The sequence below is a fragment of the Tabrizicola sp. genome (assembly GCF_051645465.1).
In the GTDB taxonomy this organism is placed as follows: domain Bacteria; phylum Pseudomonadota; class Alphaproteobacteria; order Rhodobacterales; family Rhodobacteraceae; genus Tabrizicola.
The window spans coordinates 15395-38133 of the sequence record NZ_JBOFBI010000325.1 but is presented as its reverse complement, the minus strand read 5'-3'; the positions used below and the strand labels follow the sequence as shown (position 1 = coordinate 38133).

Sequence of the window (22739 nt, the reverse complement as noted above, 5' to 3'; positions counted from 1 at the left end):
CGGAATGCTGTCCACCATCTTCACCCTGCGCTACGCGCTTATCACCTGGCCCGCGATCCTTGTCGTCGCACTCGGCCTCCTCATGGCCATCTTCCCCGGCCAGATCTGGTGGCTCCTCCCCGTAGCGCTCCTCTGTGCAGGCTCTGTCGCGCTTGGCTTTCACGACCTGCACCAGACCCGCCATGCGGTCCTGCGCAACTACCCGGTCATGGCCCACCTGCGCTTCATTCTCGAATCCATCCGCCCCGAGATGCGGCAGTACTTCTTCGAAGGCGACAAGGACGGCGCGCCCTTCCCCCGCGACAAGCGCGCCATCGTCTACCAGCGCGCCAAGCGCGACCTCGACAAGCGGCCCTTCGGCACTCAGTACGATGTGTATGAAGAGCAGTACGAATGGCTCCACCATTCCATCGCCCCGAAACCCGCGCTGGACCACGCAAGCCTGCGCACCGTCGTCGGAGCCACGACCAAACAGCCCTATTCCGCCAGCCTTCTGAACATTTCCGCCATGAGCTACGGCTCGCTTTCCGGCAATGCGATCCGTGCGCTGAACAAGGGGGCGAAGGCAGGCGGCTTCTTCCATGACACGGGTGAGGGCGGCGTCTCCCCCTACCACCGCGAATTCGGCGGCGATCTGGTCTGGGAACTGGGCTCCGGCTACTTCTGTGCCCGCGCTGCGGATGGCAGCTTCGACCCCGGGAAGTTCGCCGAAGTGGCCTCGGACCCGCAGATCAAGATGGTGGAACTGAAGCTCTCCCAAGGCGCGAAACCCGGCCACGGCGGTGTGCTTCCAGCGGCCAAGATCACCGAGGAAATCTCCCGCATCCGCGGTGTTCCGATGGGCGTGGACTGCATCTCTCCGGCCAGCCATTCGGTCTTCTCGACGCCGGTTGGCCTCTTGGAGTTCATCGCGAAAATGCGTGACCTATCCGGCGGCAAACCCGCAGGGTTCAAGCTCTGTATCGGCCATCCGTGGGAGTTCATGGCGATCTGCAAGGCCATGGTGGCGACCGGCATCACCCCCGATTTCATCGTCGTCGACGGGAAAGAAGGCGGCACCGGTGCAGCACCCCTGGAGTTCATGGACCACGTCGGCATGCCTTTGCGTGACGGCCTCAGCTTCGTCCACAACGCGCTTGTCGGCATCGGCGTCCGCGACCGGGTGCGCATCGGCGCCTCCGGCAAGATCACGTCGGCGTTCGACATGGCCCGGGTCCTGGCACTGGGGGCCGACTGGTGCAATGCCGCGCGCGGCTTCATGTTCGCGGTCGGTTGCATCCAGGCCCAATCGTGCCACACCGGCGAATGCCCGACAGGTGTGGCCACGCAAGACCCACTCCGTCAACGCGCCATCGTGGTGCCCGACAAGGCCGAACGGGTGGCGAGCTTCCACCGCAACACGCTCCATGCGCTGGCCGAGCTTGTTGCGGCCGCCGGTCTTTCCCACCCTTCCGAACTGATGCCCCACCACTTCCTGCGCCGGGCCTCGTCGGACAAGGTGATCTCGCTCGCCGAGCAGTACGAACAGTTGGCCCGTGGCCAGCTGACGGCAGATCCCGCCTCCTCGCCCAGGTTCGCCGAGGCCTGGGCGCTGTCCACCGCCGACAGTTTCGCAAGGGCGGGCTAAATGGCCCAGACCCACCCTCCTCGTTCGACTTCGTCTCCTCGTCGGAACGCGTGCGAGGAGTGCACGAAGTGCATCGACGAGCGGTCGCACAAGACCCGCTTGCGCCTTGGCCTCTCATAAAGGTCGTCAGCCGGGCGGGGTGATCCGGCCCTCCGACACCGGCACGGCACTGCCTGCAATGCGGACCTCGGTCAGCCTGCCCCCGACCACCTTTGCGGTCATGCCGATCTGGCTTGCCCGGCCCATTTCCACGCCCTGATGCAGCGACAGGCGCGTCTCGCCTTCGGGCAGAGCACCCGAAGCCAGCAGCTGCGCCGCGAGGATCGCGCTTGCCGATCCGGTCGCGGGGTCTTCCGGGATGCCAGCAGTCGGCGAAAACATCCGGGTGCGGAAGTCGCAGTCCTGACCCTTGGCATAGAGAAAGATGCTGTCCACCCCTGCCGCGCTGATCACTTCAGACCATGCGGGCTCGGTCGGTCTGGCGCGGGCCAGCGCCACCAGCGATCCGACCGGAGCATAAAGGAACCGCGGCCCGCCTTGCCAAACGCCGGGACGATGCGCGCCAAAGCCGATCTCGTCGGGCTTCAGCCCAAGGGCCGCTGCCATCCGGTCTGCTCTGGCGACCTCTGCGCCGGTCACTCCGTGCGGGACGACCGGGGCGATGAACTCAGCCCGCGTCACGTCGCCCCGCCGCCAGACGCGGACGGGGACAAGGCCCGCCTCCTCTTCCAGCAGGACATCCCTGGCGAAGTCACCTGGGCCTTCTGCGGCAGTCGCAAGATATATGGCGCAGCCGATGGTCGGATGGCCCGCAAAGGGGATCTCGGCGGTGGGAAAGAAGATGCGGACCCGGGCGGTATGGGCGGGGTTCGCGGGGCGCTGAACAAAGATCGTCTCGGACAGGTTGAAGTCCCGCGCGATGGTCTGCATCCGGGCGGGTGTCAGGTCGTCGGCGTCAAGGACGATGGCCAGCGGATTGCCCGCATAGGCGCTATCGGTAAAGACATCATAGGTGTAGAAATTCAGCACTCCGGGCATCCCTGGCTTCGTGCGAGATTCTTGCCAATGCGTTAACGGCAACGCATGAAATACATATAGATCAATATCTTGCCTGAAGTGGGCACCGTGCCCATCCTAGACCAGCATCCCCCCGTCGCTGTCATCCCCCGCCTCTTCCAAAAGCCGGTCGAGGTCCGGGATCGAAACATGCCGGTTTCCTTCCAGGCTGATGACCCCATCCTTCTTCAGCGCACTGATCTGCCGGCTGACAGTCTCCAGCGTCAGCCCCAGATAGTCCGCCATCTCCTCCCGCGTCAGCGGAAGGTCGACCGACAGCATCCCCTTCGCCCGCCGCAGATGCAGCGCCGCATCCCGCCGCGCGATGATCGAGATCAGCGAAGCAATCTTCTCCCGCGCCGTCTTCCGGCCCAGAAGCAGCATCCACTCCCGCGCCGCATCCAGTTCGTCCAGGGTCATCTCAAGCAGCCGCTGAGCGATGTGGGGGGTCGAGGCCATCATCTCCTCGAACGGCTTCTTCCGGAAGCAGCACATCACCACATCGGTCGTCGCGGTCACATCGAACGCCGCCGTCGGACGGCCCGGTCGACCCACGAAGTCCGAGGGCAACAGAAGCCCCACCATCTGCCGCCGTCCATCCTCCATCGTCTGGGTCAGCGTGGCGATGCCGGTCACGACCGAGCCGACGAACTCCATCCGGTCCCCCGACCAGATGATGGCCTGCCCGGCCTGGAAGCTGCGGTAGTACTTGATCTGCTCAAGGACCCCAAGCTCGTCTGCATCGCAGCGGGCGCAGACCGCCCGGTGCCGGATCGGGCAGTCACCACATTGAACATGTGCGAAGTGATCGTGCATGCCGCTTCCCGCTGATTGATCTGCGTCCAGACTTCCCTCTAACCGAGGCTAGTATGAACCGCACCTGGATAGGGGTCCAGAACATTGGCCCCGGCGGACCTGCTCAGCTGCGCGCCAGCCGGGTGAGAAGTTCGATCTGCTTCGGCAGGCAGACCGAGCGAAGGTCATACTTCTCGCGTGCCAGGGCCCGGGCGGTTTCTCGCATCTGCAGGTAAGCCTCGGCGCGCGCTAGAGCGTCAGTCAGAGCCGCAGACCAGCCGGGGACATCGAAGAAGTCGATGAGCCGTCCGTTCACACCATCCTGGATCACCTCGGCCACCGGAGCGGTGTTCGAGCCGATGACCAGCGTACCCGCCGCCAGCGTCTCGACCATCGACCACGACAGGACGAAGGGATAGGTCAGATAGGCATGCACGCGGCTGACGTGGATCAGATCGACCAGCCGGTCATAAGGCACCCGGCCGGTGAAGTGAACGCGGGTTAGGTCCAGGCGGTCTTTCACTTCGTCCAGGATGACGTCCTTCCACTTGCCGCCGCCTTTCGGGGCCTGGCCATAGCTGACCTCGTCCCCCCCGACGATTACCACCTGCGCATCCGGGCGGGCGGCCAGCACCTCGGGCAGGGCACGCATGAAGATGTGGTAGCCGCGGTAGGGTTCGAGATTGCGGTTCACGAAGGTCAGGACCTCGTCGCCTCGTTTCAGCTCGCGCCCGTCGGGCAGCACGAACCGGGCATCCGGGTTGGGGGTCAGCCGGTCGCAATCGACCCCGTCAAAGATCACCTCAAGCTGGCGGCGCAGAAGCGGGGGATGCGTGCTTGCCTGCCACTCGGTCGGCGATACGCCCCGGTCCGCATGCACCAGGGACTGCGCCATATAGGCCGCCCTGCCCTGCGCGATCATCACCTGATCGAAACCCTTGGACTGAAACTCGGCGTCGAAGCCCGTATCCGCACCGTGGCCGCGATAGTAGAACTCGGCGAAGACGAGAAGCTTTGCTTCGGGCCAGACCTCCTTGAGAAAGAGCGTCTCGCCCCAGCCGGAATGGCCGTAGATCACGTCCGGAACATAGCCTTCGGCGCGCATCCTTTGGGCAAAGCGGGCGACCGAGACACCCCGGTCGCTCATCATGGTGAAGTTTCGACCGAGCCGGGTGGCCTTTGGATCCACCGTTTGTGCTTTGTGCGTGTATCGGAGAAGCGGTACTGCCGAGGTGTGCTGGTTCGTGGCATCGGTGATGGCGCGCACGTCATGGCCAAGGCGCTGCATCTCGGGCGCAAGATGCAGGAACTGGCCGGGAAAGTTCTGGTGGACGAAGAGAAGCTTCAAGGTCAGGGTCCGAAGGCGGCGGCCATCAAAGCTTTCGTATAGGTGGATTGAGGGTTGGTAAACACGGCCTCGCAATCGCCCGCTTCGACCACATCGCCATTCTGCATGACCATGACCTTGTGCGCCATTGCGCGGATCACCCTGAGGTCATGGCTGATGAAGACGTAAGCGAGGCCCCATTTCCGCTGCAGCTGACGGAGCAGTTCGACGATCTGGACCTGCACAGTCATGTCGAGGGCCGAGGTCGGCTCGTCCAGCACCACGAGTTTCGGGCGCAGGATCATCGCCCGTGCGATGGCGATGCGCTGGCGCTGGCCGCCCGAGAATTCGTGCGGATAACGGCTCATTGTCGTGGGATCGAGGCCGACTTCGCGCATTATGTCGGCCACCATCTCGGTGCGATTGCGGCCCGGATCGACGCCATGAACCCCCAATCCTTCGGCGATGATCTGTTCCACCGTCATCCGGGGCGAGAGGCTGCCGTAGGGATCCTGAAAGACGATCTGCATATGCCGCCGCATCGCGCGCATGGCCTTGCGGCCCTTCGACCGGTAGAAAGCCGCGATCCCCTCTTCCAGTGGTGTTTCTAATCGGTCGGAAAGCGGATTGTCCGCCCGCCGCGCCGCGGCCTCGTCCCAGGTTTCGTCCAGGCGGCTGACGTCGCGACCGAGGAAGACGATCCTCCCGGTCGAGGTGATCAGGCGCAGGATCGCAAGCGCCAGCGTCGTCTTGCCCGAGCCGCTTTCGCCGACAATCCCAAGGGTTTCGCCTGCGCGAACGGTCAGGCTGGCGTCGTTGACCGCTTTGACGTGACCCACGGTCCGGCGCAGAAGGCCCTTCTGGATCGGAAACCATATGCGCAAGTCTTCGACCCGGACAATCTGGTGCGCGTCTGCCGGCACCGGATCGGGGCCACCCTTTTGCTCGGCGGCAAGAAGCTTCTGCGTGTAGGGGTGCTGCGGATTTGCGAATATCTGCGCGGTCGGCCCCTGCTCCACGATCTCGCCGCCCTGCATCACGCAGACCCGGTCGGCAATGCGGCGGACGATGCCGAGGTCATGGGTGATGAAGAGAAGGCTCAGGCCTTCAGACCGCTTCAACTCGGCCAGAAGGTCAAGGATCTGGGCCTGGATCGTCACGTCCAGCGCCGTGGTGGGCTCGTCGGCGACCAGAAGCTCGGGCCCGTTCGCCAAGGCCATGGCAATCATAACGCGCTGGCGCTGACCGCCTGAAAGCTGGTGCGGATAGGCGCCCAGACGGCTTTCGGCGTCCCGAATGCCGACTTTGCCGAGCAGTTCAATGATCCGATTGCGCGCCGCATCGCCCGAAACGCCCTGGTGAAGCGCCAGGCTTTCGGCGAGCTGCTTTTCGATGGTGTGCAGCGGATTGAGGCTGGTCATCGGCTCCTGGAAGATAAAGCTGATGTCGTTGCCCCGGATACGACGAAGGTCACGCTCGCTGGCGCCGACCATCTGGCTGCCTTCATAGGTGATCGAGCCTGCAATCTCGGCATTGTCAGAGAGAAGCCCCACGGTCGACAGCGCAGTCACCGATTTGCCCGAGCCGCTTTCGCCGACCAGCGCCACGGTTTCACCCTTGGCCACACTGAAGGACACACCCTTCACGGCCTCGATCAGCCGCCCATCCTGCCGGAAGGTGACCCTCAGGCCCTTGACGTCCAGAACGCTCATCGACTGCGCCTCATCTGAACGTCTTCCGTGGGTCGAAGGCATCGCGCACGCCTTCAAAGATGAAGACCAGAAGGCTGAGCATGATGGCGAAGGTGAAGAAGGCCGTGAAGGCCAGATGCGGCGCCTGCAGGTTCTGCTGCGCCTGGCGGGTCAGCTGGCCAAGCGAGGGAAGGTTCGCGGGCAGGCCGAAGCCAAGGTAGTCAAGACTTGCAAGCGTGCCGATGGCCCCGGTGATGGCAAAGGGCAGAATGGTAAGCGTGGCCACCATGGCATTGGGCAGAAGATGGCGGAACATGATCTGCCAGTCGGACACTCCAAGCGCCTTTGCGGCCCGGACGTATTCGAAGTTCCGGGCCCGCAGAAACTCGGCCCGGACGACGCCGACGAGGCCGGTCCAGCCAAAGAGCACCATCAACCCGACCAGAAGCCAGAAGCTTTTTGCCCAGACCGCGGTCACGATGATGATGACGTAAAGCGTGGGGACCGAATTCCAAAGCTCGATGATCCGCTGGAAGATCAGATCGGTCAGCCCACCGAAGTAGCCCTGCACTGCCCCGGCAGCAATGCCGATGATCGTGGTGCAAAGCGTGACCAGCAGCGCGAAAGTGACGGAAAGCCGGAAGCCATAGATCACCCGCGCCAGCACATCGCGCGAGGTGTCGTCCGTGCCCAGCCAGTTCTGCGCCGATGGCGGGCCGGGCGCCACACCACCCGTGTCGACAATCGTCTTGAAGCTGTAGGGAATGACCGGCCAGAGGATCCATCCGGCGTCAACCGGCTGGCCAGCGGCAGTACCCTTGGTTTCGGCTTCCGCCTTGATGCCGTCAGGATCGTCCCAGCAGTCCAGAGACCCCGCCGCCACGATCAGGCATTGCACTTCGGGAGTGGTGTAGTTCGCCTCGGTCCTAAGATCGCCGCCGAACGCCACCTCGGGGTAGAACTTGAAGACCGGCATGTAGTAGCCGCCATCGTATTTCACCAGGACTGGCCGGTCATTGGCGATGAGCTCGGCGCAGAGCGAAATCCCGTACAGCACCAGAAGAAGCCAAAGCGACCAGAAGGCCCGCCGGTTGGCCTTGAAGTTCCGCCAGCGGCGCTGGTTCAGAGGCGAAAGGGCCATCACCCGCGCCTTTCAAAGTCGATCCGTGGATCGACGAAGACGTACATCAGGTCCGAAAGGATGCCGACGATCAGCCCGATCAGTCCAAAGGCGAAGAGCGTGCCGAAGATGACCGGATAGTCGCGTTCGACTGCCGAGCGGAAACCAAGCTGGCCTAGGCCGTCCAGCGAGAAGATGACCTCGATCAGCAGGCTTGAGCCGAAGAAGACCGCCAGGAACAGGCCCGGAAATCCCGCGATGACGATAAGCATGGCATTACGGAAGACGTGGCCGTAAAGCACGCGGCCCTCGGACAGGCCCTTGGCGCGGGCGGTCATCACGTACTGCTTCTTGACCTCGTCAAGGAAGCTGTTCTTCGTAAGCAGCGTGAGTACCGCGAAGGACGAAATCAGCTGCGCCGTCACCGGCAGCACGATGTGCCAAAGATAGTCGGTGATCTTTCCGAAGAACGACAGCTCTTCCCAGTTGTCGCTGAAAAGGCCGCGCAACGGGAACCACTGGAAATAGCTCCCGCCCGCGAAGACCACCATCAGAAGGATCGCGAACAGAAAGCCGGGGATCGCATAGGCGGCGATGATGACGCCACTGGTCCAGGTGTCGAAACTGGAGCCGTCCCGCACAGCCTTCCGGATGCCCAGCGGGATCGAAATGAGATAGGCTATAAGCGTCGACCAAAGGCCAAGGGTGATTGAAACCGGCATCTTCTCGATGACGAGGTCGACGACCGAGATCGACCGGAAGTAGCTCTCGCCGAAGTTCAGGGTCAGGTAGTTCCCCATCATGATGAAGAACCGCTCGACCGCCGGGATCTTTTCCTTGCGGCATTCCGGGGCGGTGATAGAGGGTTCGCCGGTGAAACCTTTAGCGCAGACGATGCGGGCGAAACCGAACTGCACCTCAAGCCTGGCCAGAAACTCGGGCGGGAGGCCGCGGGCGCCGACATAGCCCTGGTCGCCCTCCTCCTGAACCCCGCCCCCTTCTGTCCCGGCAAGATTCTGGATCGAGTCGCCCTCGCCTTCCAGCTGGGCCTGGATCTGTTCGATCGGCCCACCGGGGACAAACTGGGTGAGTGCGAAGTTGATGACCATCACGCCAAACAGCGTGGGGATCACCAACAGCAAGCGGCGAAGGATGTAGGCGCCCAAGTCCCTGCCCGTTCTTTGTTATTTCAGCACGCCCTTGGCCTTCAGGGCATCGGCTTTTTCGGGGTTGTACCACCAGATCGACAGTTCGCCAACAGCATATGGCGGTAAGGTCTCAGGGCGTTCGTACATGTTGTAGTAGGCGACCCAGTTATCCTTCTTGTAGTACCGCGGCACGATGATCCTTTGTGAGCGCAGGATACGATCCATCGCGCGGATGATGGTATCAAGCTCCTCACGGCTGCTCGCCAGATCGACTAGAGCCAAAAGCTTGTCTATCGCCGGATTTCCATAGCCCATCCGGTTACGACTGGCATTGTCCTTCGTCGTGGAAGACCAAGCTTGTTCCAGTCCGGCAAGTCCTTCCGGCCCGCCATTCACCACCGTAGTCGGCAGCGCGTCGAAGTCAAAACTCGGCGGACCGGCACGTTCTTGCACCTGGGGATCGTCAAGGATGTCAAAACTCGCGTCTACACCAAGGGCGCGCAGGTTTTCGACATAGGCGCTCATGACCGGCAGAAGGTCGGCACGAGAATGGAACATTTCCATCCGCAAGGTCTGGCCCTTGGCATCGCGGCGCATGCCATCGTCGCCCGCGATCCACCCTGCCTCGTCCAGCAACGCCGAGGCCGCGCGCAGATTCCTGCGGTCCAGCGCAGTATCCGCTAACGAAACCGGGGCCATCACCGCTTCATCGGTCAGGATGCTGGCGGGCAAGAGGCCCTCGTCAACCATGGGCTGCAACAGCGCCACTTCTTCCGGTGTCGGCACCCCTGTCGCGGCCATTTCCGAGTTTTCCCAGATCGAGTTGATCCGCGTGAAAAGCCCGTAGAACAACGCCTTGTTCGACCATTCGAAGTTGAACGCCAGACCAAGCGCCTCACGCACACGTGGGTCCTGGAATTGCTCGCGCCGCAGGTTGAAGATGATTGACTGCCCACCGGCAATGTTGCCCGACGGAAGCACGGCCTTCACCACATCCCCCGCAGTCACTGCCGGGAAGTCATAGTCGCTGTCCCAGCGCTTCGGCAGGGTCTCGGTGCGGAAGGTGTAGACGCCCGCCTTGAACGCCTCCATCGCTGCGTTGTCGTCACCGAAGTATTCGATGCGGATCCTGTCGAAATTGTTCTGGCCGATGTTCAGCGGGTGCTTTTCGCCCCAGTAGTCCTCATCCCGCTTATAGATAATCTGCTGACCCGGCTTGAAGCTTTCCAGGATATAGGGTCCGGTGCCAAGGAACGGCTCAAGGCTCGACTTCTCAAGGTCGCGATTGTTGGCCTCGTAGTGCGCTTTCGAGAAAATCGTCGTGCCGCCGGCTTGGGCAGGCATATCACGGAAGGGCGTCCCCGGAGTGAACGTGAACTTGACGCGGTACGGGTCAAGAACCTCGACCGACTGGAATTTGGCGTTGGCGACACTGCGAAACTCCGGGATACCTTTGTCGCGGAACAGTTCATAGCTGAAGAGCACGTCTTCTGCGGTGAACGGACTGCCATCCGAGAACTTGACGTCCTTCCGGAGATTGAAGATCACCCAGGATCGGTCCTCGGGATACTCCATCGTCTCGCACAAAAGGCAGTAGGCCGCACTGACGTCGTCCAGCGTGCCCCCCAGGATGGATTCGTAGAAGATCGAGGACAGCGCCGCTGGATTGCCCGCGATGGCATAGGGGTTGAACGAGTCAAAGCTGCCGGGCGCCCACTGGCTCATCTCGCCACCCTTCGGCGCATCTGGGTTCACGTAAGGCAGGTGCGTGAAATCCGCGGGAAGCGCCAAGTCGCCGAAGGTGGAGATCCCGTGCGACTTGATCACCGTCTCGGCGCGCGCCGGAAGAACCGTTGCTGCCAGTGCCAGGATCAGGGCCCCCATAGCCCAAATCGGGCCAAGGCCCGTCCGCGCCACCTTTGTCCGTGCGACCGCCCGCTTCTCTACGCGCATACGCCAACCTCCCGTAGTTCCGACTGCATCATTCATTTATGCTAATTCAGGCTTTGTCGAGCCAACAAGCCGCGATTGCCATGCGCGATTCCGTGAATTGCCCAAAAACAAAGCCGCCCCGAAGGGCGGCTTGGCAACATGGCTGGTTGTCAGATCAGGGTTTGGTGGCCAGGAAGGCGATCACGTTGGCACGATCCTCAGGCTTCGGCAGACCGGCAAAGGCCATTTTGGTGCCCGGCATGTACTGCTTGGGGTTTTCCAGGAACCCGTTCAGGTTCTCGGGCGTCCAGCTTTCGGAGGTTAGTGCCAGGATCGCTTCGGAATAGGCAAAGCCCGCTGAGGCTGCTTTTGCCTTGCCAACAATGCCGTTCAGATGCGGGCCGACGCCGTCGGCGCCGTCAAGCTTGTGGCAAGAGCCACATTTCTTGAAAACCGCCTCACCTGCTACCGGATCGGCCGCCGCCATCAGCGTCGCAAAATCCGGGCCTTCCTCGGCGCCCTCGGCTGGAGCTTCCTCGGCGCCGGTGTCGATCGTGTAGGCCTGGGTCAGCTCGCCTTCGCCATGTTCGCCGCCGTGCCCTGTCGCACCGACATGGTACAACGACTCCCCCGCCCAGCCCACCAGCATCAGCACGAGAAGCGACCCGCAAACCGCGCCCACTGTCTTGGTCATCGTCATCGTGTCGAACATGGTGCACCTATCTGGGGTCTCGTTCCGGGCCGTATCTATCCGCTTCCACCGACCGGTTTCAAGGTGTAGACGCGCGACCAATCGCCCCGCGGGGCAGGTTTTCGACACGGAGACAGACCGAGATGACCGGCCGCATCGCATTTCAGGGGGAACTCGGCGCCTATTCCCACCAGGCCTGCAAGCAATCCCGTCCGGAGATGGAGGCCGTCCCCAGCACCACATTCGAGGAGGTCGTCGAAAAGGTCGCCCGCGGCGAGGTCGATCTCGGCATGCTTGCGGTCGAGAATTCGACCTATGGCCGGGTGGCGGATGTCCATTCGCTGTTGCCGAAGTCGGGCCTGCACATCGTCGACGAAGCCTTCGTGCGGGTGCATGTGAACCTTCTGGGCGTTCCGGGCGCCAAGCTCGGCGACGTGACCGAAGCGCATGGCCACGTGGTCATCCTGCCGCAATGCGCGGGCTTCCTGAAAAAGCATGGCATCTGCGGCAAGGTCAGCTCGGACAATGCCCGCGCCGCCCGCGAGGTGGCAGCGGCGGGGGACAAGACCAAGGCCGCGCTTGCCAGCGAACTTGCCGCCTCGATCTACGGTCTTGACGTTCTTGCCCGGCATATCGAGGACCAGGCCAACAACACCACGCGTTTTCTGGTGATGTCGCGCACGCCCGACCACTCCCGTCGCGGCGCGGCAGGGATGATCACCACCTTCACGTTCCGGGTCCGCAACATTCCGGCGGCGCTTTACAAGGCCATGGGCGGGTTCGCGACCAATGGCGTGAACATGACCAAGCTGGAAAGCTACATGGTCGGTGGCACCTTCACGGCGACCGAGTTCTATGCCGACATCGAAGGCCACCCGGAAGACGCAAACGTCGCGCTTGCGCTGGAGGAGCTGAGGTATTTCACCTCGGAAGTCCGGATACTTGGTGTTTACCCGGCCGATCGCGAGCGGGGCTAAGCTCAGGCCTGGCTGCGGTCGTAACGTTCCTTGATCCGCGCACCAAGCTTGCCAAGCCGCGATTCAAAGCGCGAGACGACCCGGCCTTTGGCCAGCCGCATCGTATTGATGAACAGCCGCGCCGCCAGCGTCTTAGGCTTGATCTCGACGTCTGACCGCAACCGGCTGCGCCGTGGCGACAGGACCATGACCTCAAGACTGATGGTGCCTTCCGCCGAAGGGCTGTCGACCGCAAACCCCAACCGCTGATCAGGTTGCAGGTCCTCGATCTTGATCAGTATTTTGCGTGACCTGCCGCGAAAATGCGCCCGGATGCGCCATGCGGCGCCCACTCCCGTCTGCGGCGAACCCTCAGGACGCTCGACTTCCACCCCGTTGCGGACCGCCTCACGCTCCCAGCTCACATGATCGATCAAGGATGCAAAGACGAAGGCTGCAGGCACTTCAAGGTCAGTCTTCGCCGTCAGTTTCATCGGTACTCCAAAGCTTGAGCGTCAGATCGCGCCAACGGGATAGCAGGAAGGGCGGCTCAATCAAGCCGATCCGCAAGCCAGTGGCGCAGAATGAAATGTGCAATTGCGCCTTTCCGGGCCGGCCGGATCAGCGGATGCCGCCCCGCGAAGACCGTGACCAGTTCTTCCCGCGTCACCCAGAGAGCCTGCTCCAGCTCTTCAGGATCGACCTTGATCTCGGCAGTGGTCGCCTCTGTCCGCGCGCCGATCATCAGGGAGGCCGGGAAAGGCCAGGGCTGGCTGGCAAGATAGGAGACCGCGCCGCAGGTCACTCCGGTTTCCTCAAGCACCTCGCGGCGTACGGCGGCCTCGATCGTCTCGCCCGGTTCGACGAAGCCCGCCAGAAGCGAGAACATACCCTCAGGCCAGCCCGGACTGCGACCAAGCAGCACCGAGTTGCCGCGGGTGACCAGCATGATCACGACCGGGTCTGTGCGCGGGAAGTGCTGGGTGGCACAGGCCGGGCAAACCCTCTGCCAGCCACCCTGCGCAACTTCGGACGGCGCTCCGCATGCGGAACAGAACCCGTGGCTCCGGTGCCATTGGACCAGGGCCTTGGCGGTTGCCACAAGTTCGGCGTCCCTGGCGGTAAGCTGGGCAAAGACACCACGCAGCTCGACAAAACCCGCCTCGCCCGCCATCGCCGGGTGTCTTTGCACGGTGGCGTCAAAGAACCCGGCTTCCGGCGCGTCGGCCCCCGCCTCGGGCGACCAATCCGACAGATCGGCCGCAAAGCGCGGGACACCATCGTCAACCCCAAGGAAGACAGGCGGCGCGGCAATCGCCAGGACCGGATGGTCATGCTCGACCCAAACCGGCTGATGATCTGTCATCATCGGTTTGCCGCGCCAGATCGGCAAAACACTCCCGTGCTCCAGCGCCTTCGCGAGCCCGACAGCATCGTGCCGCAACGCTGCATGCCGATCCAGGCCCGAGCCTCCGAAGGTTACCGTTTCTGCAATTTGCATGGCGTTCTGGCTCTCGATAGGTGACGTGTGCTGCCGGGCAGAGTCAGCCACCCATTCGGCGAGTTCAATTCCGCAGATGCCAAGCTCTGCAACCTCCGCGCGAATAACGTCAATTCGCCACAACATTGACACAAGCCGTCCGGAAAAACACACGCATAACGAGTATCAATGCGCGGTCTGCCCGCAAGGCGTGTTAACAGTTCCCAGTTCTCGGTCAGACCAGTGGACGTCGAATGTACCCAGTTCCCGTTGTGTCAGTAGCAAAGCGGCGCAAGACCCGCAACGCCCCGGCCGAGCATTGCGTGACGCAAAAGAATCCGTCGCACGGGACGCCATCTTCCCAACCGCAGGCGTCGCTTCGACTGATCGCCACAAGTGACCTGCATGCAAGCCTCATGCCGTACGACTACTGCGCGAACCGGCCGAACTCCAGCCTGGGTCTTGGCGCCATTTCGCAGCAGATCGCCGATGCGCGCGGCGAAGCAAGAAACTGCCTCCTTTTTGACAACGGCGACTTTCTGCAGGGAAGTCCGCTTGCCGACTATGCGGCAAATGTCCGACGGCGGCGATCACATCCGGTGATTACCGCGTTCAACGCGCTGAGTTACGATGCCATCACGCTTGGCAACCATGAATTCGACTATGGCTTGCGGTTCCTTTCGCAAAGCCTGGCTGACGCAAGGTTCCCGGTGGTCTCGGCCAATATCGTCACACGCCGCGGCAGAAGCCCGGCCAGGGACGAAACCCTTGTCCCGCCCTTCACGATTCTGCGCCGACGGATCTTCGATCACGACGGGCGGGTACATCTCCTTCGCGTGGGGGTGATCGGCTTTGCACCGCCACAGATCGAAGATTGGGATCGCGATGGCCTCAACGGCCGGATCTGGAGCCGCGATATCCTGGCGGCTGCAAAGGCCTGGCTGCCCCGCCTGCGCGCGAGGGGGGCCGACATCATTGTGGCGCTTGCACATACTGGCATTGGCGCCGCCAATCCGAATGACGGCACCGAGAATGCGGCCACCGCCCTTGCCGCACTGCCCGAGGTTGATGCCGTTGTGGCCGGGCACAGCCATCTTACCTTCCCCGGGCCCGGCTTTCCGGCATCGCCCGAGATCGACCCCGTGCTTGGCCGCCTTGCCGGCAAGCCTGCGGTCATGCCCGGCCATTCCGGCAGCCACGTCGGAATCATCGATCTGACCCTCGAGCATCGATCATCAGGTGGCCGCCGCTGGCAGGTCATCGAGTCTTCCGCCCGGCTGGGGCATCGTAGCAGCAACCCGGCCGTTGCAACGCCCTCGCTTCACCAGGCGCTTGCCCCCGATCATCGCGCCGCGCTGGCGTGGTCGCGCCGCCAGCTGAGCAAGACTTCGGTACCGCTCCACAGTCATTTCGCCACGATTGCCCCTTCCGCCGCCATCGATCTTGTGACTGCTGCGGCGGCCGACCACGTCCGTGCCGCGCTGGCCGACACGAGTTGGGCGGCTCTGCCGCTGCTCTCGTCCGCCACGATGTTCCGCGCGGGGGGGCGTGGCGGCCCGGCGAACTACACCGACATTCCACCAGGCCCTTTGCGGATGCGGAACCTCTCGGACCTCTACCCATTCCCGAATTCCCTGGTCACCCTGCTCCTTACCGGCGCCGAGATTGCCGAGTGGCTGGAAGGATCGGCTGCGGTCTTCCGGCAGGTGATGCCCGGTTCGACAGACACGCCGCTGCGGAACGAGATGGTCCCCTCCTTCGTATTCGAAGTGATCCCTGATCTGTCCTATGCCATCGATCTAAGCCAGCCCGCGCGGTATGACGGTCACGGCATGATCGTGAACCCAGGCGCCCGGCGGATCACCGGACTGACCTACAAGGGCCGCCCGGTCGATCCTGCGCGGAATTTCCTGCTCGTCACCAACAACCATCGTGCTGCGCGCCTTCGCCTGAATGAGCCCGTTGCCGACAACCGGGCAGTCTTCACGGACGGATCTCGTGTTCAGTCGATCCTTTCAACCTATGTCCAGCGGATGGGTAGCGTCGGCGCGCCACCACGCCGGAACTGGCACTTTCTGCCGATGCCAGGCACGACCGTGTCCTTCGCCGCGGGGGACGGGGCAGCCGCACACCTTGCCGAAATCGCGGCCTTCCGTCCCCAGCAGCTTCACCGGGACAGCGACGGCTTTACCCACTACCGGCTGCATCTCTGATCGGCTATGGCTCCGCCCAGGCGCGGAGGCCCGGATGTACGACGCAGTTCTTTTCGACCTCGACGGCACGCTGATCGACACGGAAAGCGTCGCCCTCGCGACCGGCCTTGCCGCTTTTGCCGCGCATGGACATGCGGTCGACATCGCCTTCATGCACGGCCTCGTTGGCAAGGACGAACCGACCGCCGCCCGCATCATCCGCGCGGCCCTGCCAGATGTAGATCTTCACGCAGTGAACCGGCACTGGAGCGCAGGGTTCAGGGACAGCGTCGACAACCGGCTGGAACTGAAACACGGCACGCGCGAGCTCTTGCCGCTGATGGCTCGTCCCCTCGCGGTCGTTACATCGTCCGGCCGCGAAAGCGCACATCGCAAGCTTGGCATCGCCGGGATTGCCGCGGCTTTCAGCCATATCGTCACGCTGGACGACGTCCGGGCCCCAAAGCCCGACCCCGAGCCCTATCTGCTGGCCGCGTCGCTGCTGGGCGTCCCGCCGTCACGTTGCCTGGTGTTCGAAGACAGCGAGCCTGGCGCCGAGGCCGCCTACCGCGCTGGATGCGTGGTTGTGCAGGTGCCCGATGTCGTACCCAGCAAGGGCCAATGGGCTCATCACCTGGCGCCCGACCTTCTGACCGGCGCGAGGATGGCCGGCCTTATCTAAGGGGGTCGCCTGTTCCGTCAGCGGTTCAGGCCGCAGTCTTGCGCAGCTGCCGTTCCAGCTTCTCTGTCCAAAACGCCACCCCGCCCTGGAAATCGTCGGTGGTGGCCAGCGCGAGTTCGGCCATATCGTCTTCCAGAAATTGCCGCGAGCCGATGTAGCGCCGCTTCGGGTTTGCATCGTGCCAGGCGATCGCGCCACCTGGCGCCAGGATTGCATGGGCAAGCTCGGTATCCTGGCGCACCCCTTCCCGCGAATGGTCTCCGTCGATGAAGACCAGATCCATCCGGCCGTGCTCTTGCACAAAAGCTTCAGGGTCGATCTTGTGGGAATCGCCGATCAGCTGTGTGAACCGGCCGCGATGCTCCGGGCCAACCAGTGCTCCGACCTCTGAAATCCTGAGCTGGTCATTGTTGTATTGCCGCTTCGTCGGGTTTTCGCTGGCGAAGGCAATCGATGTCACATGCGCGTCCGGCAGCAGACGCAACAGCATGTCCGAGGACGCCCCTTTGAAAGTCCCAATCTCGAAAACGCGCTTGGGCTGGCAATGCAGGGCGGCAGCGACCAGGGATTCGACGTCAATGCGGTGCATCATGCCCTGCGAGTTCGCGTATGCGTGCTCGATCACATCCCGGGCATCAGCTTGCTTCTTCTTGCCGACTTTGAGCAGACCGAACCAATCACCATGACGCTGCAGCACCGCTTCCTCCGATCTTAGTTCTGGTTGATCCGGATTGCCCGGTACTTCCACCATGTTTCCGACTGTGGGGTCTACCGAGCCAAGCCCAGCGAGACAATAGGTCCGGATAACAAAGTCAGATGCGGCCAGTTATGCCTTGCGCGCGTGCAGCTCGCAAAGGCAGGTCACCGGCTCGCCATGGTCGCGCTGGATTTCAGCCTCCGGGGCCAACCGGTCCATCGCCCGGGCCAGGTCGATGTCAAGCTGCGTCAGCCCCTTGGCAGAATGGGTGGTCAGCGTGACGTCGACGACGTTGTAGCGGTTGGTCCAGTCGGGGTGGTGGTTCAGCTTCTCGGCCACCAATCCCGCACGGGTCATGAAGCCCCAGGCCTCCGAGAAGCTGCGGAACTTCCAGATCTTTCGGATCGCATCTTCACCGGGCACTGCCGCCCAGCCAGTCTCGGCCAGGGGCGGCAACAGGGCCTTGCGGTCCGCTTCGGGCAATAGCTCGTTCATGGTGTCCTCGCGGGAATAAGGGCGTTGTCCTTGGCCTCGGCGGCAAGCCGGGCGGGTCGATCCTTTATCCGCGCCCAATAGGTTGCCAGCACATCGTTGGTCGGGATCGTGCCGAACTGCATACCCCACCCGATCTGACTGCCCAGCGATACGTCGGCAGCAGTGAAGTGCCCGTCGGCGATATAGTCATGCTTGGCCAGATGCCCGGTCAGGGTTGCGACCACGTCAGCAAGGTCCCCATAGCCGACGCGCCGCTTCTCCTGCGGGCCCGAGGTCAGCCAGCCGAAGGACGAGTTTACCACCGCCTGCTCAAGCGGTCCGGCCCCGAAAAAGAGCCAGCGAAAGAATGCCGCCTTGTCGTCTGCCATCAGCCCGGCTTTGGGGAAGGTCATCGCGAGATAGGTGCAGATCGCCGCCACCTCGGTCACCACGGCCCCGTCATGGACCACAGTCGGCACCTTTCCCATGGGGTTGATCGCGAGATAGTCGGGCGCTTTCATTGTCGTGCCAAAGTCGAGGATGACCGTTTCGTAGGGCTCACCCACCTCTTCCAGCATCCAGCGGGCGATCCGGCCACGCGACATCGGGTTTGTGTAGAAGGTCAGCATCTGCGACTCCCCGCTTCGCTGCAGACTACTCCCGCGCCGCGGCCCTGCGGAAGGGGCCATAGGCCGTCAGCACCTCGATCTCCTCGCCCACGGCGCGGCGCTCGGCTTCCAGATAGCGCGCCACGGCATCGCGGAAACTGCGGTCGGCGATCCAGTGGAGCGAGTGGGTCTCGACCGGCAGATAGCCGCGGGCAAGCTTGTGCTCGCCCTGCGCACCGGCTTCAACACGTTGCAGGCCGTTCACAATGGCCCAGTCGATTGCCTGATAGTAGCAAAGCTCGAAGTGCAGACAGGGATAATCCTCGATGCAACCCCAGTAGCGGCCATAAAGCGTGGTCCGACCGATGAAGTTCAACGCCCCGGCGACGGGCCGGTCGCCGTTGAAGGCCAGGACCAAAAGCATGTCGTCGCGCATGGTCGCGTGGAACAGCTCGAACGCCTTGCGCGTCAGGTAAGGCGTGCCCCATTTCCGCCCGCCGGTGTCCTGGTAGAACGTCCAGAACGCGTCCCAATGCCGGGGTTCGATCTGATCGCCGGTCAGTGCCCGGATCGTCAACCCATGACCGTGCGCCGTCTCGCGCTCCTTGCGGATCATCTTGCGCTTGCGGCTGGAAAGATCGGCGAGGAAGTCGTCGAACGTCGCATAGCCCCGGTTCTCCCAGTGGAACTGCTGGGTCACGCGGTGCAGCGTCCCTTCGACACCCGCCAGCGCCTCGGCCTCTTCCGCCGTGCAGAAAGTCGCGTGAAGTGACGAGAGCCGGTTCTGCCCCGCAATCCCGATCGCGGCACGAAGCAGGGCCTCTTGGTGTTCGGGCGCGCCCAGGAACCGGCGGCCGGTAGCCGGGGTGAAGGGCACCGCGATCTGCAGCTTCGGGTAGTAGCGGCCCCCTGCCCGTTCAAGCGCGTCCGCCCAGCCGTGGTCAAAGATGTACTCGCCCTGGCTGTGGGTCTTCACGTAGATCGGCGTCGCGGCAACCGGCGCCCCACCGTCCCGCAGAACCAACGGCCGCGCCTGCCAGCCCGTAACCTTGCCAGTCGAGCCGGAGGCCTCGAGCGCGGCAAGGAAGCGGTGGGTCATGAAGGGATCAACGGCCCGCCCCGTCGCCTGCTCGGGCGCCGCGACCGCATCCCAGTCGGCGGCGGGGATGTCGGCAAGGTTGTCGTGAAGCGTAAGGTCGGCCATCGGTACTTTCGCGGCTGATGCGGCCGGGGTTCTTCCCCAGCCAATTGGCTACCCGCAGGAGTTGCGTCAAAGGAAAAGGTGGAGGGCCTTTCGCGCCCGTCAACCCGGAAGCTTTGCGGGGTAGCCTTCAAATGTCACGTTCTCGGCAATCCTTCTGGCTTCCGCCTCGGCTTTAGGCGACCGGATCGTCCAGCACAGGACTCTCGCGCCTTGCGCTTTCAGTTGGGCGACGCGGGGGCGGGCGAGGTCTGCGGCCTCATGGCTGATGAAGCTGGCGCCGGTGGCGTCGTAGTCGGGGATGTCGCGCAGTCGGTCACAGGTTGCGGCGGGAAGCGGCGCCCAGTCATCGGGATCGTAGGCGCAGGTGGTCAGGCCGCGCGGGATGGCGGGGGCGAGGCGGGCCATGTGCGCGACGCTGTGCGGGTTGAAGGACATGACGGCGACGGGGCCTTTGTAGTCGTTGAGGTGGGCGGCGGTAGCGGCCTCCAGCTGGCCATCGGTGTCGGACATGCTCAGCGACTGGTCCTTGATCTCGATCAGGAGGGGGACTTGCCCTGCGACGAGGGCGAGGACCTGATAAAGCGTCGGGATCGGGTCATCGGCGTCCTTCAGCGTGATCCGGTTGAGCTCGGCTGCCGGGCGGGCGTTGAGGGGGCCTTGTTCGGCGGTGAGGCGGTCGAGGTCTTCGTCGTGGAAGACCATGGGGACACCGTCCTGCGAGAGTTGGAGGTCGATCTCGATCCCGTAGCCTGCCTTGACCGCAGCCTGGATCGCGGCGGCGGAGTTCTCGATCCGACCCTGCGCCCGGTCATGCAGGGCACGGTGGGCGATGGGGGTGCGCAGGAAGGCCTCGGGCAGCGGGACGCGGGTCATTTGAGCTCGAAGATCGCCTCGATCTCGACGGCCACCCCCAGGGGCAGGGAGGCGGCGGAAACGGCCGAGCGGGCGTGGCGGCCGGGGTCGCCCATGACGGCGACCAGGAAGTCGGAGGCGCCGTTGATTACTTTGGGCTGGTCGGTGAAATCGGGGGTCGAGTTGACGAAGCCTGTCAGCTTCACTGCCCGGCTGACCCGGTTCCAGTCCCCGTCGCAGGCTTTCTTCAGCTGGGCCAGAAGCGAGATCGCGCATCTTTTGGCGGCCTCGGCGCCCTGTTCGAACGAGAGGTCCTCACCCAGGCGACCCTTGATCAGGCCGCCTTCGTTCTGGCTGATCTGGCCGGAGATATGGACCAGGGTTCCGGCCTGGACGAAGGGCACATAATTCGCCGCCGGGGCCGGGGCATCGGGGAGGGTGACGCCAAGCTCGGCCAGGCGCTTGTCGATGGGGTGCATGGGGCTCTCCGGTTGGGCTTCAGGGGGAAGGTAGCCCGGGGGCCGCAAGGGGGCAAGGGCGGGTGGGCACGGTGCCCAGGTTTTTCAGACCAATGTTATCAATGGCTTGCTTGAGGGGTGTTTACGAATTGGAAAGGTTTGCGTGTGGTGCAGTACGTAGGAAGAGCGCAAGAGCTTGCTCAGCTTCTTACCGGACAGAGCGGGCAATACATGAGTATCGCCCGCCATTTTTCCGTGCTTTTCAGTTCGAAACGGCGTTCGCCTCGACCAGAGTGCTGGCCACGATGTCGTACCATTCGCCGGTCTCGCGCATTTCGGCCAGGCCGCGATTCAGCATCTGGATGTATTCCTTGCCGCGCTCGTTCGTCACATGCGTCGCGAAATGCAGCGAGGCGATCTTGATGAGATATGGATTCTGCTGGATCTTTTCCGTGGCTCCGGCTCGTTCCATCGAATCTACTGCACTTTCGATCTCGATCGACATGACATCTGCTTCGCCGTTCAGAAGCGCCTCGACGCAACCATCAGCGTTGCGAGGCTGAACATAGGTCACAACGGGAGGCGACAGTCCTTCTACCTCCAGATCGGCGGTGGCCCAGCCGTCCGGACGACAGATACGCGCACCGTTCAGTTCTGCAAAGCCACGGATCTCGCCGAAGGCGTTGTCGGGAAGGGAGTAGAGGCCGTACACAACTTCATAGACCGGATCCGACAGCTCGACCTCGTTGCAGCGCCGGACCATATCGGCGGACAGCAGGTCCATCTTCGAGCAGTCGATGCCGTCCCAGCCGATCGACAGATCGAAGGAGTGTGTGGGCAGAAGCACATCAAGATGCGAGTCCCAATCATCGACCCAGTCGAGCCTGGTCTCGCGGTCGTTGCCGCCGCGCGTAAAGGCGACGAGACCCAGCCTTGTCAGCACTCCGCCGTCCTTGAGGCGCGTGTCGGTGAAGGGGAACCAGCCGTCGCCAGCCACCAACCTGATCGCCGGGGTATACTCGGTGGTCTTGACGCGGGTCTTTTCGAACAGTTTGGTTTCCCGTTCGGTGATGCTGCTCAGCTCTGTGTCCGGCCGCAAACGGCCATCAAGGCAGGGCAAGGCCAGCTGGGTTCCCGCGGCCAGCGCGTTCGGCGACGCGGCGATGAGATCACGGTTGGCGTTGAATATCTGCTGGTAGTCGTAGGTTCCATAGGCGATGTTCGAGATCGCGCCCAGCGTGTCGCCTTCCTTGACGGTATAAGTGGTACACGCCTCTTGTGCCGATGCCGGGGCCGCCAAGAAGCCTTGCGATAGGGATGCCAGCACGAAGACGGCCCCCGCCAAGATCGCGTAGCCCCGCATTCTCCGTCCCTCTCCGTCGGTTTGCCCCGAAAGTGCCCAGCAAGCTGGTGTGGCGATCTTTGCGCATCTCGAAACAGTCAACTGACCCACCGTCCGCTCGGGCCCAACGAAGCTTTCAAAACGACCAATCATGTGCCTTCCGCGACCTCCACAATGCAGACCTGAAACGCTAAGGCGACAAAATCGCCATGTGAAACGTCATTTTGGCAATTGATCTTGCGTCTTACGGGCAAAATGCCGGATCGATCGGGCATATAGCCAAACCGGGATCGAAGAGCTTTGGCGGGAGACGGGGGACGGACAGAACCCTTTGGGCAAGTGCGACGTCGAAGAGATCGTTCACCCAAGTGCCTGTGCGGGATTGGGACCGAGCAAAGCACTGATCG

The 22739-nt window shown here is 63.1% G+C and carries 21 protein-coding genes; 4 read left to right on the top strand and 17 right to left on the bottom strand.

The features are described from left to right. Nucleotides 1–4 precede the first annotated feature (4 nt). A complete protein-coding gene (locus tag ACRCSW_RS21005; protein WP_438707603.1) occupies nt 5–1627 on the top strand; it encodes an FMN-binding glutamate synthase family protein in 1623 nt (540 codons plus the stop codon). Nucleotides 1628–1753: 126 nt separating this feature from the next. Here the strand turns inward: ACRCSW_RS21005 and ACRCSW_RS21000 are convergent, their stop codons facing one another. From ACRCSW_RS21000 to ACRCSW_RS20965, 8 genes are all read right to left on the bottom strand, one after another. Further along, a complete protein-coding gene (locus tag ACRCSW_RS21000; RefSeq protein ID WP_438707602.1) occupies nt 1754–2665 on the bottom strand; it encodes a PhzF family phenazine biosynthesis protein in 912 nt (303 codons plus the stop codon). A gap of 96 nt (nt 2666–2761) precedes the next feature. Beyond that, nucleotides 2762–3499, bottom strand: a complete 738-nt coding sequence (fnrL, locus tag ACRCSW_RS20995; protein ID WP_438707601.1) for a transcriptional regulator FnrL — start codon at nt 3497–3499, stop codon at nt 2762–2764. A gap of 103 nt (nt 3500–3602) precedes the next feature. After that, entirely contained in the window at nt 3603–4826 is a 1224-nt protein-coding gene (locus ACRCSW_RS20990; protein WP_438707600.1) for a glycosyltransferase, read from the bottom strand. 2 nt (nt 4827–4828) lie between these two features. Continuing rightward, on the bottom strand, nt 4829–6517 hold the full coding sequence (locus tag ACRCSW_RS20985; RefSeq protein ID WP_438707599.1) for an ABC transporter ATP-binding protein: 1689 nt from the start codon (nt 6515–6517) through the stop codon (nt 4829–4831). Nucleotides 6518–6527: 10 nt separating this feature from the next. Then, a complete protein-coding gene (locus ACRCSW_RS20980; protein WP_438707598.1) occupies nt 6528–7637 on the bottom strand; it encodes an ABC transporter permease in 1110 nt (369 codons plus the stop codon). After that, complete coding sequence (locus ACRCSW_RS20975) at nt 7637–8782, bottom strand: microcin C ABC transporter permease YejB (protein ID WP_438707597.1); 1146 nt, start codon at nt 8780–8782, stop codon at nt 7637–7639. The genes ACRCSW_RS20980 and ACRCSW_RS20975 overlap by 1 nt, the downstream gene beginning before the upstream one ends. A gap of 18 nt (nt 8783–8800) precedes the next feature. Further along, entirely contained in the window at nt 8801–10717 is a 1917-nt protein-coding gene (locus tag ACRCSW_RS20970; RefSeq protein WP_438707596.1) for an extracellular solute-binding protein, read from the bottom strand. A 154-nt stretch (nt 10718–10871) separates the two neighbouring features. Further along, nucleotides 10872–11408, bottom strand: a complete 537-nt coding sequence (locus tag ACRCSW_RS20965; RefSeq protein ID WP_438707595.1) for a c-type cytochrome — start codon at nt 11406–11408, stop codon at nt 10872–10874. A gap of 122 nt (nt 11409–11530) precedes the next feature. Between ACRCSW_RS20965 and ACRCSW_RS20960 the strand changes: the two genes are divergently transcribed. Next, entirely contained in the window at nt 11531–12364 is an 834-nt protein-coding gene (locus ACRCSW_RS20960; protein ID WP_438707594.1) for a prephenate dehydratase, read from the top strand. A 2-nt stretch (nt 12365–12366) separates the two neighbouring features. On the opposite strand, the gene ACRCSW_RS20955 is transcribed toward ACRCSW_RS20960, so the two are convergent. Together ACRCSW_RS20955 and nudC are read right to left on the bottom strand one after the other, a co-directional pair. Beyond that, entirely contained in the window at nt 12367–12837 is a 471-nt protein-coding gene (locus ACRCSW_RS20955; protein ID WP_438707593.1) for a hypothetical protein, read from the bottom strand. A gap of 56 nt (nt 12838–12893) precedes the next feature. Next, a complete protein-coding gene (gene nudC / locus ACRCSW_RS20950) occupies nt 12894–13844 on the bottom strand; it encodes an NAD(+) diphosphatase (protein WP_438707592.1) in 951 nt (316 codons plus the stop codon). A 233-nt stretch (nt 13845–14077) separates the two neighbouring features. On the opposite strand from nudC, the gene ACRCSW_RS20945 reads away from it, so the two are divergent. Together ACRCSW_RS20945 and ACRCSW_RS20940 are read left to right on the top strand one after the other, a co-directional pair. Further along, entirely contained in the window at nt 14078–16036 is a 1959-nt protein-coding gene (locus ACRCSW_RS20945; RefSeq protein WP_438707591.1) for a bifunctional 2',3'-cyclic-nucleotide 2'-phosphodiesterase/3'-nucleotidase, read from the top strand. A 34-nt stretch (nt 16037–16070) separates the two neighbouring features. Beyond that, nucleotides 16071–16697, top strand: a complete 627-nt coding sequence (locus ACRCSW_RS20940) for an HAD family hydrolase (protein ID WP_438707590.1) — start codon at nt 16071–16073, stop codon at nt 16695–16697. 25 nt (nt 16698–16722) lie between these two features. Here ACRCSW_RS20940 and ACRCSW_RS20935 read toward each other — a convergent pair whose 3' ends face one another. The 7 genes from ACRCSW_RS20935 to ACRCSW_RS20905 all read right to left on the bottom strand — a co-directional run bounded on the left by ACRCSW_RS20935 (nt 16723) and on the right by ACRCSW_RS20905 (nt 22335). Then, a complete protein-coding gene (locus tag ACRCSW_RS20935) occupies nt 16723–17448 on the bottom strand; it encodes a class I SAM-dependent methyltransferase (protein WP_438707589.1) in 726 nt (241 codons plus the stop codon). A 75-nt stretch (nt 17449–17523) separates the two neighbouring features. Continuing rightward, nucleotides 17524–17889, bottom strand: coding sequence for a 4a-hydroxytetrahydrobiopterin dehydratase (locus ACRCSW_RS20930; protein WP_438707588.1), 366 nt, complete (start codon nt 17887–17889; stop codon nt 17524–17526). Next, complete coding sequence (locus ACRCSW_RS20925; RefSeq protein ID WP_438707587.1) at nt 17886–18497, bottom strand: glutathione S-transferase family protein; 612 nt, start codon at nt 18495–18497, stop codon at nt 17886–17888. Before ACRCSW_RS20925 ends, ACRCSW_RS20930 begins: the two co-directional genes overlap by 4 nt. Nucleotides 18498–18522: 25 nt before the next feature. Next, nucleotides 18523–19680 carry a GNAT family N-acetyltransferase gene (locus ACRCSW_RS20920; RefSeq protein ID WP_438707586.1) on the bottom strand — a complete coding sequence of 386 codons (1158 nt, stop codon included), beginning with the start codon at nt 19678–19680 and terminating at the stop codon, nt 18523–18525. Between the two features lie 99 nt (nt 19681–19779). After that, nucleotides 19780–20553, bottom strand: a complete 774-nt coding sequence (locus ACRCSW_RS20915; protein ID WP_438707585.1) for a glycerophosphodiester phosphodiesterase family protein — start codon at nt 20551–20553, stop codon at nt 19780–19782. After that, nucleotides 20550–21011, bottom strand: a complete 462-nt coding sequence (locus tag ACRCSW_RS20910; RefSeq protein ID WP_438707584.1) for a RidA family protein — start codon at nt 21009–21011, stop codon at nt 20550–20552. Before ACRCSW_RS20910 ends, ACRCSW_RS20915 begins: the two co-directional genes overlap by 4 nt. 241 nt (nt 21012–21252) lie before the next feature. Further along, on the bottom strand, nt 21253–22335 hold the full coding sequence (locus ACRCSW_RS20905) for a LysM peptidoglycan-binding domain-containing protein (protein ID WP_438707583.1): 1083 nt from the start codon (nt 22333–22335) through the stop codon (nt 21253–21255). Between the last annotated feature and the right edge of the window lie 404 nt (nt 22336–22739).